This is a genomic window from Brevibacillus sp. FSL K6-2834 (assembly GCF_038592925.1).
Lineage (GTDB): Bacteria > Bacillota > Bacilli > Brevibacillales > Brevibacillaceae > Brevibacillus > Brevibacillus borstelensis.
On sequence record NZ_CP151945.1, the window covers coordinates 5,546,116 to 5,558,455 of the forward strand.

At 54.4% G+C, this 12,340-nt stretch carries 10 protein-coding genes; 4 read left to right on the top strand and 6 right to left on the bottom strand.

What is annotated here, in order from left to right; all coding sequences use genetic code 11:
• Window positions 1-34 precede the first annotated feature (34 nt).
• The 3 genes from NST96_RS26705 to NST96_RS26715 are packed head-to-tail and all read left to right on the top strand — an operon-like array spanning window position 35 to window position 3,910.
• Entirely contained in the window at window positions 35-1,873 is a 1,839-nt protein-coding gene (locus NST96_RS26705; protein WP_342405111.1) for an IucA/IucC family protein, read from the top strand.
• Window positions 1,870-3,111 (top strand): type III PLP-dependent enzyme, encoded by a 1,242-nt coding sequence (locus NST96_RS26710; RefSeq protein ID WP_342405112.1) that lies wholly within the window; start codon window positions 1,870-1,872, stop codon window positions 3,109-3,111. Before NST96_RS26705 ends, NST96_RS26710 begins: the two co-directional genes overlap by 4 nt.
• Window positions 3,112-3,145: 34 nt before the next feature.
• Window positions 3,146-3,910 carry a ParB N-terminal domain-containing protein gene (locus NST96_RS26715; RefSeq protein ID WP_024983674.1) on the top strand — a complete coding sequence of 255 codons (765 nt, stop codon included), beginning with the start codon at window positions 3,146-3,148 and terminating at the stop codon, window positions 3,908-3,910.
• A gap of 186 nt (window positions 3,911-4,096) precedes the next feature.
• On the opposite strand, the gene NST96_RS26720 is transcribed toward NST96_RS26715, so the two are convergent.
• The 6 genes from NST96_RS26720 to NST96_RS26745 all read right to left on the bottom strand — a co-directional run bounded on the left by NST96_RS26720 (window position 4,097) and on the right by NST96_RS26745 (window position 10,606).
• Window positions 4,097-5,401 carry a (Fe-S)-binding protein gene (locus tag NST96_RS26720; protein ID WP_024983673.1) on the bottom strand — a complete coding sequence of 435 codons (1,305 nt, stop codon included), beginning with the start codon at window positions 5,399-5,401 and terminating at the stop codon, window positions 4,097-4,099.
• A complete protein-coding gene (locus tag NST96_RS26725; protein ID WP_035979411.1) occupies window positions 5,398-6,792 on the bottom strand; it encodes an FAD-linked oxidase C-terminal domain-containing protein in 1,395 nt (464 codons plus the stop codon). Before NST96_RS26725 ends, NST96_RS26720 begins: the two co-directional genes overlap by 4 nt.
• 38 nt (window positions 6,793-6,830) lie before the next feature.
• The gene (locus tag NST96_RS26730) at window positions 6,831-7,520 is read right to left on the bottom strand and encodes a FadR/GntR family transcriptional regulator (protein WP_003388750.1); all 690 of its coding nucleotides are present in this window, start codon (window positions 7,518-7,520) and stop codon (window positions 6,831-6,833) included.
• 259 nt (window positions 7,521-7,779) lie between these two features.
• Window positions 7,780-9,039: an MFS transporter gene (locus NST96_RS26735; RefSeq protein WP_003388751.1), complete on the bottom strand. Its 1,260-nt coding sequence runs from the start codon at window positions 9,037-9,039 to the stop codon at window positions 7,780-7,782.
• Window positions 9,040-9,065: 26 nt separating this feature from the next.
• Window positions 9,066-9,935 carry a DUF6282 family protein gene (locus NST96_RS26740; protein WP_003388752.1) on the bottom strand — a complete coding sequence of 290 codons (870 nt, stop codon included), beginning with the start codon at window positions 9,933-9,935 and terminating at the stop codon, window positions 9,066-9,068.
• 20 nt (window positions 9,936-9,955) lie between these two features.
• A complete protein-coding gene (locus tag NST96_RS26745; RefSeq protein ID WP_170208390.1) occupies window positions 9,956-10,606 on the bottom strand; it encodes an MBL fold metallo-hydrolase in 651 nt (216 codons plus the stop codon).
• A 488-nt stretch (window positions 10,607-11,094) separates the two neighbouring features.
• Between NST96_RS26745 and lhgO the strand changes: the two genes are divergently transcribed.
• The gene (gene lhgO, locus NST96_RS26750; protein WP_031932465.1) at window positions 11,095-12,291 is read left to right on the top strand and encodes an L-2-hydroxyglutarate oxidase; all 1,197 of its coding nucleotides are present in this window, start codon (window positions 11,095-11,097) and stop codon (window positions 12,289-12,291) included.
• Window positions 12,292-12,340 lie beyond the last annotated feature (49 nt).

Sequence of the window (12,340 nt, forward strand, 5' to 3'; positions counted from 1 at the left end):
TTTACCACGAAGGGGTGAAACCATGGAGAACGTTATGAGCAAATCTTTTGATCCCGCTCTCCCGATGCAGGATTGGGAGGCCGCCTTGCGCAGTCCCGAATACGCCAAGGTACGCAGACGGATTTTCCGGCAGATCGTGGAATCCCTGATCTACGAAGAGCTGGTCGAGGAAAAATCGCTGGCGCTTCCTGACGGCGAGAGGGGATTCGTGCTGGAGGGCCGCACCCGGACAGGAAAACCGGTGCAATATCTTTGCCGCGGCCAAAGGAAGCTGAGCTACGCGAGGGTCCGTTTGACGGCCGCACCCATCATGAGAAGGGTAGACGGCAACGAGACGGAAGCCGTTTGCCTGGCAACCTTTCTCGAAGAAATCGGCCCGACCGCCAAAGAGGAGCCGAAGCAGTTGGAAGGCTTTCTCAAGGAAATCCGCCAAACGCTGCTTCATGACACGCACGCCAAGTTTCTGCAGACGAAGCGTCCGCCCGCTTCCCCGGCCCACAGCTATGCCGAGCTGGAAGGAGACATTCTGGACGGCCATCCGTACCACCCTTGCTACAAGTCAAGGATCGGCTTCAGCCCGGCGGACAATGCGGCCTATGGCCCCGACTTCAAGCCGTTGTTCAAGCTCTTCTGGGTAGCCGTGCACAAGCAGCGCGCCGTCGTCTCCTCCTCGGCGGGACTGGATGTTGAGGAATTTCTGAGAAGCGAGCTGGGAGAAGCTTTGTACCGCACGTTCGCCGAGCAAATCCGAAGCCGGGGATACGATCCAAAGGAGTACGCGCTCGTGCCTGTTCACCCGTGGCAGTGGGAGAGGAAAGTTGCGGACGCCTTTTTCGAGCAGATCGGCAGCGGACAGCTTCTTCTTTTGGGGGAGGGTACCGATGCTTACAGCCCCCAGCAGTCCATCCGCACACTGACCAACCGGACGTCTCCCGGGAAGGCGTACGTCAAGGTTTCGCTGGGCATCCAGAATACGTCGGCAAGCCGCATTCTCGGCCATCATCATGTGGAAAACGCCGCGATTGTCTCCGATTGGCTGGAGTCGATCCGCAAAAGCGATCCTTACTTGCGGGACGAACACCGTGTGGTCTTGCTGCAGGAGGTGCTGGGCGTCCACTTTTCCGATCCGGATCTGCCCGAAGCCGTTCAAAGGGAGATGTACGGTTCATTGGGCGCGATTTGGCGGGAAAATGTGTCCCTTTATCTGGACTCGGACGAAAGCGCCGTTCCCTTTACGGCGCTGTGCCACATCGGTGCGGACGGCATTCCTTTCATTAATGCATGGGTCCAGACATACGGCTTGCCTGCATGGCTGAAGCGCGTGCTGGAAGCCTCCATTCTCCCGCTCGTGCATTTCATGTATGCCCACGGCATCGCCCTGGAATCGCATGCCCAAAACATGGTGCTGCTCCACCGCAACGGAATGCCCACGCGGGTCGCTCTGCGCGATTTTCCCGGAGGCATCCGCTACTACACAGGGGAATTGGCCGATAAAGCGTCCCAGCCCCATCTGAAGGCTCCGCCTGCCTTCCATTCCAATATGATTTCGTCCATGGCCACCGAGCAGGCTTCCGAGGTCACCGACTTTTTGCACGATGCGTTTTTCCATATCAACCTGTCGGAGTTTGCCATGTTCCTGGAGGACCAGTATGGTTTTTCCGAGCACACCTTTTGGGCGATGGCTGCCGAGATTATTCTTGCTTACCAAAAGCAATTCCCTCAGCTTCGCGAACTGTTCGCCAAGCTCGATCTGTTCCAGGAGAACGTGCTGGTCGGGCAATTGACGATCCGCCGTTTATGCGGAGAAACCCTGTACCGGGAGCATGCGGTTCCCAATCCGCTGCACAGCGCCTTGAAGGAGCTGATGGTATGAATCTGCCGTATCCACCAGGTCCCCTGAACCAGTTAAATCAACTGGCTCGGATCATCGAGGAAAAAAAGCGCACCCAAGACCAGCCGATATGTGCCTATTTGTACGATCTGGAGGGACTTTCCCGGCATGCCGAGGAAGTGACACGCGCACTTCCTCCTTCCTGCCGGCTGTTTTACGCGATGAAGGCCAACTCCGACCCGGAGATTCTGAAAACGCTCAGCGGGCGTGTGCACGGCTTTGAGGTGGCTTCCCTCGGCGAAGTGATGAAGGCGCGGGCCGTAAGTGAACGGATCCCTGTCATCTTCGGCGGGCCAGGGAAGACGGATGAGGAAATCAGGGGAGCGATTGAGCAGCGGGTCACGCTCTTGCATGTGGAGAGCATGCACGAGCTGAAAAGAGTCGAACACATTGCCGCAGCCATGAACAGGACCGTCCCCATCCTCCTCCGCATCAATCTGAGCGGACCCTTCCCGCAAGCGACTCTCGCCATGGCAGGGACGCCGACGCAGTTTGGCATCGACGAATCGCTCGTCGGAGAAGCGATCCATCTGGCGTTGTCCTGCCCGCACATTTCGCTGGAGGGCTTCCATCTGCACTCGCTGTCCAACCAGCTCGACTGGCGCAGCCATCTGGCGCTGCTCGCCTATTATTTTGACAAGGTGGATGGCTGGTCCGGGCAATACGATATCAACATCTCTACGATCAACGTCGGGGGCGGGATCGGGATCAATTACGCTGACATCGGCAGCCAGTTTGGATGGAGCGAGTTTGCCGACGGCCTTTCCCGTCTCATCAGCGAGCGGAACAAAGAGGGGACCTCGATTCTGTTTGAATGCGGGAGGTTTTTGACAGCAGCCTGCGGCTACTATGCCGCGGAAGTGATCGACATCAAGAAAAACCACGGCAAGCATTTTGTCATCGTCAGGGGAGGGACGCACCATTTCCGTCTGCCGGTGTCCTGGCAGCACAACCATCCATTCGCCGTCGTGCCGCTGGACATCTGGAACTATCCGTTCGAGCGGAAGGAAATCAAGGACAGCGATGTGACCATCGTCGGCCAGCTTTGCACGCCGAAAGACGCATTTGCCAGGGATGTGCCCATCGACCGCATCCGTATCGGTGACGTGGTTCTCTTTTTGTACGCCGGGGCGTACGGGTGGGCGATTTCACACCACGATTTCCTCAGCCACCCTCATCCCGAGCATATGTATTTGACAAACACATCTGTTCTCACATAGCCATCCCGAGTGGCAAGGTAAAAAGGAGGCACTCATGTCAGAGGTTTTGCTGTCACTGCAATTGATCGAGCTGGACAAAATGTCGCTACACGAAGAGCATGAACCGTCGAGGCTTGAACGTGTCAGCCAGTCGATGCGGGAGGATGGGTTTTTGCGCCATCCGATCCTGGCGACGGAAATGAGAGACGGCCGCTATCTGGTGCTGGATGGAGCCCACCGCATCGGCGCTCTTCGGCTGCTGGGGTATTGCAAGGTGCCTGTACAGGTAGCGAGGCAGGACGATTTCTCCATCGAGGCGTGGCATCATCTCGTTCCTGCAGACGCGGGGGTACAGCAGCTTTTTGAGGACCCTTCCCTCCACTGGACGGCGGGGAGCGGAGCTGCTGCACAGCGACAAGGCTGGCTGGAGATCGTGGATGAGCACGGCAATGTGCGGGCCCTGGATTGCGGAGTTCGCCACGACTTTCTGGAGGCTTGGCACAAGGTCGTTTCCGCATACAACGCCCGCGGAGCGGTCAAACGGGTCCCTGCCAGAACCTGCCTTCTGCCGGACAGCGGGATGCTATTGATCAGATTCAAGCCGCTCTCGTACGCGGAGCTGGAACGCGTGATGGAAGCAGGGCGGGTGCTCCCGGCAGGGGTCACCCGCTTCCAGATCAACGGTCGCTTGCTGAACCTGAAAATCCCTCTTCACCTGCTGCACAGAGATTCCGACGTTTCGGAGTGGGAGAGGCTGCGGCATGTTTGGCGTCGCTCTCTGCGTTTATATACTGAACAAGTTTATTTATGTGAAATATAAATAACATGCCGCTACAGCCACAGACGACAAAATAGAAACGGATCATCAGGCGCTTGACGTCCTTGATGATCCGCTTTTTTCTGTCTGTCCCGAACAGTTGGTGCTTGTACCGGGCAGCGCTTTTCCGGGTAGTTTATGCTAGTACCGGCCGAACAGTTCATGCTTGCATGTATCACATGCTTGTACCTATAAGTTGATGCCGCACCTTTCGGCCAAATATTCCACCAGGTGGACGGCCCGCATCCGGTCGTTCAAGTTTTCCCGCTCGATGCCGAGCTTCATTTGCAAAAGGCAGCCCGGGTTTGTCGTGACAATCGTGGTGGTCTGCGTATCTTTGACGTGCTTCATTTTGTAGTCGAGGATTTCCATCGAGGCATCGTACTGCACGATGTTGTAGATCCCCGCCGAACCGCAGCACATATTGGCCTCTTTCATCTCGACCAGCTCCACGTTTGGCAGGCCTTTGATCAGCCCCAGCGGGTCTTCGGTCACTTTTTGGACGTTTGTCATATGACAAGAACGCTGGTACGTGACTCTCTCTGCCGGTCTCTCCTGTCCCTTGATCCCGCCGCACAGGGCGAGCACCTGGGAAATGTCTTTCGTTTTCCCGGCAAATTGGCGGGCCCGCTCAGCCCATTCCGGTTCGCCCGCGAGCAGGTGGTCGTATTCCACCATCATCGCGCCGCAGCCGCCGGCGTTGTTCACGATGAAATCGACTTCCGCCTGTTCAAAAGCGACAATATTTTGCTTCGCCAGCTTTCTGCTTTCGTCCAATTCCCCCGTGTGGGCATGCAGCGCGCCGCAGCACGTCTGCTTCTCGACTACGATCACATCGCAGCCGACCTCGGCCAGAAGCTGGACGGACAGATGATTGATCCTTCCGAACATGGCGTCCATGACGCAGCCGACAAAGAAGGCGACCGTGTATTTCTTTTCACCCTTGGCTCTCGTTACCGCAGGCAAGCTGGAGCGCTCGCCCGGCGATACCGGAGCCGGCATGATTTTTTCAAATTCACCCAGATGAGCAGGCAGCTTCTCCATCAGCCCGCTTTTTCTCGCGAGCTTTTGGACACCTGTTTTTTCATACAGCCACATGGCGTTGCCGATCAGCTTCATCGCCCTGCGGCTGGGGAAAACCTTTTTGAACAGCGTGTTTCTGAGCGCTTTTACCGGTACGGAAAACTTCTTGCGCCGCGTCACGGCTGCACGAGCCGATTCCAGGATCGCGCCGTATTCCACACCTGTCGGACAGACCGTTTCGCAGGCCCGGCAGCCGAGGCACAGATCCAGCGGCTCCTCCAGTACCGAAAGATCCTTGATTTTCCCCTCGCCGGCCATCTTGACCAGGTTGATCCGGCCGCGCGGGGAATGCGTTTCCTTGCCCATTGTCAAATAAGTCGGACAGGCGGGCAGACAGTAGCCGCACTGCACGCATTTGCTGGTTTTGTCGTAATTCAGTTCCGCACGCAATGCTGCAAGATTCTCACTCATTCGCTCAACACCAACTTTTGTCCGGGCTCCGGAAAAATCTTGCCGGGATTCATAATGTTATGAGGATCCCAGGCTTGCTTGATGCGCTTCATCATATCCAGGCCCGCGGCTCCCAATTCCATTTCCATAAACGGCGCCTTCATCGTTCCGATGCCATGCTCTCCGGACAGCGTGCCCCCTAGCTGCACAGCGGCTTCGAAAATTTCCGCAACGGCCTTTTCCACGCGGGCCATTTCTTCCTTGTCCGCTTTGTCCGCGATGATGTTCGGGTGGAGATTTCCGTCGCCCACGTGGCCGAATACAACGAGATGGATATTGTACTTCTCCTTGATCTCCTGCAGGCGTCGGCACATCTCGGGAATTTTGCTGCGCGGCACAGTGGCATCCTCGGAAATCTTCGTCGGCTTCACTCTGACGATGGCCGGAGAAACCAGCTTTCTCGCCTTCCAGACATCTTCCTTTTCCGCCTTTGTTTGCGGCACGCGCACTTCCCTCGCGCCAATTTGCTTGCATACCTGCGAGACCTGCTCGGCTTCATCTCGTACCGCCATCGGGTGGCCGTCCAGCTCGATCAGGATCAGTGCCTCCGCATCTGTCGGCAATCCTGACGGCTGATAGTTTTCCACTGCCACCATGGAGGCCTGATCCATCAGCTCCATTTTGGACGGCAGGATGCCTGAGGTGAGGATCTGGGAAATTGCTCTCCCCGCGTCAACGAGGCTGTCAAAGACCGCCATCACTGTTTCCGAAGCGGGAGGCTTCGGGATCAGCCGCAGGATTGCTTTTGTAATAATGCCAAGCGTGCCTTCCGAGCCGACGATCAGCTTGGTCAGGTCGTAACCGGTCACGTTTTTGACCGTTCTCCCGCCCGTGCGGATGATCTCGCCCTCCGGGGTGATGACTTCCAGGCCGATGACGTAATCTTTTGTCACGCCGTACTTCAAGCCGCGCGGTCCGCCTGAGTTCTCCGCCAGATTTCCGCCGATGGTAGACACATGGGAGCTGCTCGGGTCAGGCGGATACATGAGTCCCTTTGCCTCCGCCGCTTTGTGTATGTCGGCAGTCAGTACACCCGGAGAGACGACCGCGACCAAATCTTCTTCGTCGATTTCGAGCAAATCGTTCATGACCGATAAATCGATGACCATGCCTCCCTTGACCGGGAGAGGACCACCGCTCAAACTGGTCGATTGGCCGCGCGGATAAACAGGGATTTTCTCGCGGTTGGCGAATTTCACCAGCTCGGCTACTTCCTCGACGCTCTTCGTCTGAATGACTGCATCGGGAAGAAAGGTTCCAAACGAGGCGTCAAAGGAGTAGCTGAACCGGTCGCTTTCATCGGTAAGCACTCTGCCTGTTTTGACAATGTCAACAATCTGTTTGATTTGCATGTCCGTCATCGTCTCATTTTTCTCCTCTTGTTGTTGGACTAAGAGAACAGGTCCAGCTTTTTCTCCGCATTTTTGAGGTGAATGGCGCATTGGATTTTCGCCAGTTCCGGTTCCTCCATCTCAATGGCCGACAGGATGTTCAGGTGCTCCTGATAGACCGCTTTGCGCTTCTGTTTCAAGCCCAGGTTGGACTGAAGAGTGATCTGCAGGGCACGCTCGTAGAGAGAAGACAGGTTTTCCATCGCCTGGATCATGACCGGGTTATGCGTGGCCAAAAACATCGACCGGTGGAACTCCATATCCGCTTCCATGCCAATCTTGCTGTCGTCGGCCAATTCTGCCTCCAGCCACTGGAGCGCCTCTCTCATTCGTTCCAGTTGTTCAGGCGTTCGCCTCAGGGCAGCCAGATAGGCGGCCTCAGGCTCAAGAATCTTCCTCATCTCAAAAAGGTGTCTGATCAGCTCGGCATCGTCATTTTCAATCTGGATGTTGCTGAATATGCTGGAACCGTTTCGCTCTTCGACAAAGCTCCCGCCCCCCTGGCGAGAGTTGATGACACCGGCTGCCCGCAATACGCTGAGCGCTTCCCGGATCGGGATTCGGCTTACGCCAAACTGGGCAGCCAGCTCCATTTCCGTCGGCAATTTCGAACCTGGGGGATATTTGCCCGCCTCGATCAACTTTAACAACTCACGTGAAATGATTTGCGACAGTTTTTCTTTGGACATCGTACATCTCCGATTCTCATTTTGGTTTATTTGTAATACAAATTGTAAATTATTCAGATGGCAAAGTCAATTCCGGTCGACTCTTTACCATTGTTTTGCAGACAAACTGAGCAAAAGAAGGACAGGAAAAGGAGAGCACTTGTTCACTCTCGCAATAATTGTAATACAAATAACAAGGAAAAAGAAAAGTTCATGATGGACTCCTCATCCACAATGAACTTTTCTTGTCGACAATCGATTGTCTATGTGCAACTGTATGCTAATTTAATTGCTTGCCCATCGTTTCCGGCAAGAACAGCAGTACGAGGATTGCCGCCAGCGCAAACGAGATGGCCAGGAACCCGAATGCCGCACCGAGCCCCATGCCGGTTGCCATAAATCCGACTACAGTCGGTGCAGTTGCAGCGATTCCGCGTCCAAAGTTGTAACAGAACCCTTGTCCGGTCGCGCGAATCTCAGTCGGGAACAGCTCGGCCAGAACCGCTCCAAAGCCGCTGAAGTAGCCCGATCCAAAGAAGGCGACAAACGGACCGAGGATCAGCAGTCTGGTCGCGTCGCTGGACATGCCGTAAAACGGAACAAGCAGCGCCGCCAGCGCGAAGAACAGGATAAAGGTCTTTTTCCGTCCGATCTTGTCCGCCAAAAAGCCGAAGGAGACGTAACCCAACCAGGCACCTGCCTGCATGATGACAATCCAGGTCGTCGATTTCATAATATCCAGACCGGCCCCGCCTTGATCGACTGGCGTGCCGAGGTAGGACGGAATCCAGGTGAACAGGCCCCAGTAGCCAAATTGCGCGCAAACGCTCAATGCCGCACCGAGTATGGTCCAACGGAGTACCTTCCCGGAAAACAGCTCAACCAGCTTGGGCTTGCTTTTCTTTTTCTGCGTGGTGGCCTCCTGCTTCATTTTTTCCCAGATCTCAGGCTCTTTTGTGCCTTTGCGGATCCAAATGGCGACCAAAGCCGGAACAATTCCGAAGAAAAACACTCCGCGCCAGCCCCACAGCGGAATGACCAGACCGGCCACAATCGCAGCCAGCGCGTAACCAATTGCCCAAGCACTTTGTACGAGACCCATCGCTTTTCCGCGATGCTTTGCGTCCCAGGTTTCCGTAATCAGGGCTGCGCCCGCAACCCACTCTCCACCCATTCCGAGCCCGAGCAGCAAACGGAATACGGCCAATTGTGTAACCGTTTGCGAGAATCCACAGAGGAATGTAAACAATGAGTACACGATAATACTGATCATCAATGATTTCGTGCGGCCATACCGGTCAGCAACCATCCCGAACAATAGTCCGCCGAAGGCAGAACTGAGCAGGGTAAGCGTTGCCAAAAATCCGCCGGCCGTCTTGTCCATCTGCAACTCCTGCATCACTTGCACCAGAACCATGGAGTACAGCATTACATCCATCGCATCCAGAGCCCATCCGGACCCGGCAGCGATTAACGCCCGCCATTGGTTTTGCGTAACCTCTTTATACCATGGCTTGTTTGACAACTGTGCTTGCGCCATACTTTTTCAACCCCTTTTCTCTTGTCTTACGTAAGCCCGATTAATTCCGCCGGGTTGAAACAAGCCATTTGCTCAACCTCTTTCTCTGTCATGCCCTGTTCCAATAAGATTTGAATAAACTGGTTGTACCCTTCCGTCGGCACCGGATGGTTGGCCTGCCCGAAATCGGTTTGCAAAATGCACTTTTCAATGCCGATCTGGCGGATGCCCCGCACCAGCTCGTCCGGCTCGATCGACTTCCACAGCGGCATCAGCGTCAGCATCGACTTCTCGACGTACGCGCCCATTTTGACGAGTTCGATTTGCAGCGAAAGATCCATTTTGTTGATTTTCAAATCAGGATGGGCGACAAGCACCTTTTCCACCCCGCGCTTCGTCGCGACTTCCACGAGCTTCCGGGTTTCCAGCGGAGAGAGATGACCCGTTGCCAATACGGCTCCGGTGCCCTTGATCAAATCGATGATGTCATAGACGACGGGCAGCAGCTCGCCGTCCTCCGAAAGGATCGTGATCCCTTTCTGGGGCAGGAGGCGAATGGTCGATTTCTGTTCCTTGTAGTCGCTCTTTCCGCCGTAATGATCCAGATGATGCTTGGCTGAGCCGGTAGGCATCCAGATCAGCTTTGCCCCCTGCTGAATCGCCATGTCTACGGCGTAAGGATTGAGACCGCCGACGTACTCATTGAGCACCAGCGAGCCGTAGACCTCGATTCCTTCCACCACTTTGCTGACCAGCTTCGCTCTGGAAACGGTCGATTCTTCGTGCGCCTTGAGGACGATTGCCCGCATCCCCGCTTGCTTGGCTTGCTCCGCCAGCTCCAGATCATTTACCGAACGGGGAAAAATGCTGGGACTGGAGTGGACGTGTATATCAATGGCACCTTTTAGATCGTTCATTTCAACCACCTTCTGTCATTTCAGATTTTGAGCGAGAATGTCTCGTCCTTCCAAGGTACGATAATTTGTACAGCGCTTTCATGCAACGGGTTGACGACGATTCCCTGGCCGGTTCTCTCGATCTCCAGCAATCGATCATGGCCGGGGACGACAACATCTGCCCACTGGGCGATCGCCCGGATACTCTCTTTGCTTTTGGCGTCATCCCATGTCATCACTGCGTCGCCACTGGTCAGCTCCAGGATGTTTTTCACCGCGTCTGACACCAACGCCCACTTTCTCCCCTGGTATTCAGTCAGAATGGAAAACAAGCCCGGCGTATGCCCCGGTGTAAGCAGCCACGGAAGTCCTTCGACGACGCCGGACTCTCCGGACAGTAGCGACAGCTTCCCGGAATCGCGCAAAGCCGGAAACATCTCGCGAGGGACGGCGAGGTCCTTTGTCCCGTTCTCTTCTATATGTTTGACTTCCTCTTCGTGCAGGTAAAACGTAGCGTTCGGAAACAGCGGATAGTTGACAGCGTGATCAAAATGAAAGTGACTTAACAGGACCGTACCGACATCTTCGGGGCCAACCCCCAGCTCCTTCAGTTTGGCCAGCAGCGAATATCGCTCATGAAAGCCCACGGTGTCATACAAAATCGGCGCTTTTCCTTCTCGGCGAATCAACACGCAACTGCTCCATCCAAGAAAACCACGGCTTGATCTTCCCGGAAAGCCTTGATACAAGACGGTAATTTCCATGTTGGTTTCCTGCCTTTTCTGCGTCGCATTTTGTTTGCTGTATACGCCCTGCTCACGGGTTTGGATTCAAAGGGAGTCTCTTGTCCGCATGCTCAACCCGATTGCGCAAGCATTTGTTTCTCAACATTCTGTTTTTGCCAGAATGACCGATAAGTTGTTATAACAACTTGTACTACAAAAATACAAGCTTTTTTCATCACTCCCTTTTGTACAAAACCCGATTTGATACGTTATATATGGTGATATAAAGAATACAACACGATTATAAGTTTGTCTATATTCCAAATAATTTATTTCTTTTGAACTCATTTAGGTTGATTTGTATTACATGTGTATTATAATTGTAATACAACTTCTCATTCATGCTTGTACATTGCAGAGATATTCAGGAATGCTTAGCGGAGAAAGGTGATATCATGTATGACTATGTCATTATCGGGGGCGGTATCGTAGGTCTCTCTACCGGTTATGCGCTTGTCGAAAAGTACCCACAAGCCAAAATTGCCGTCGTCGAAAAGGAACGCACCCTTGCTTTTCACCAAACCGGCCATAATAGCGGAGTAATCCATTCCGGCATTTATTACAAGCCGGGCAGCCTGAAAGCAAAGCTTTCCAGGGAAGGCGGCGACTTGCTGCGCTCATTTTGCAACCAGCACGAAATTCCTTACGATATGTGCGGAAAAGTGATTGTGGCAACCGACCAGCATGAGCTGCCCCTGCTTGAGAATCTATATAAACGCGGTCTTGAAAACCAGCTCGACGTATCCATCATTGATGCGGATCAGCTTGCAGAGATCGAGCCCCATGCATATGGCCTCAAAGCCATCCGGGTCAAGGAAGCCGGAATCGTCAATTACAAGCGCGTCGCCGAGTCACTTGCCAAGGTCATCCAGGAAAAAGGCGGCGATATTCTTCTGGGGACAAAAGTCGAAAATATAAAGGAAAGCAGCTCCGGAGTCGAGATCGAATGCACCAACAAGACGATCCACGCCCGCTATCTGATCAATTGCGCCGGCCTCCATTGCGACCGCATCGCAGCGCTTCAAGGATTGAAAACCGATATGAAAATCGTCCCTTTCCGCGGCGAATACTACGAATTGAAACCGGAAAAGCACTATCTAGTGAAAAATTTGATCTATCCGGTTCCGAATCCGAACTTTCCCTTCCTCGGCGTCCACTTCACCCGGATGATGGATGGCCACGTGCACGCCGGGCCGAATGCGGTGCTGAGCTTTAAACGGGAAGGCTACCGCAAGACAGACTTTGATCTCAAGGATATAACCGAAGTCCTGACCTATCCCGCCTTTTGGAAAATTGCCTACAAGAACCTGGGCGAGGGCTGGAAGGAAATGGTCCGCTCATTCAGCAAAAAGGTGTTCGTCCAGAGCCTTCAGCGCTTGATACCGGAAGTTCGCGCCGAGGATCTGGTCGAGTCCCAGAATGGCGTCAGGGCCCAAGCGCTTACAAAGGACGGGAAATTGGTCGATGACTTCCTGATCGTCACCAATCAGCGCTCCACCCATATTTTGAATGCGCCCTCACCTGCGGCGACAGCCTCGATTGCGATTGGGCGCAACATCGGGGAGAGAATTCCGGAGCCGGCACAGATTTAACCGCATGCCTCTGACCGGGCTTTCAGATCACAGAAAGCGAGTCCAGTCA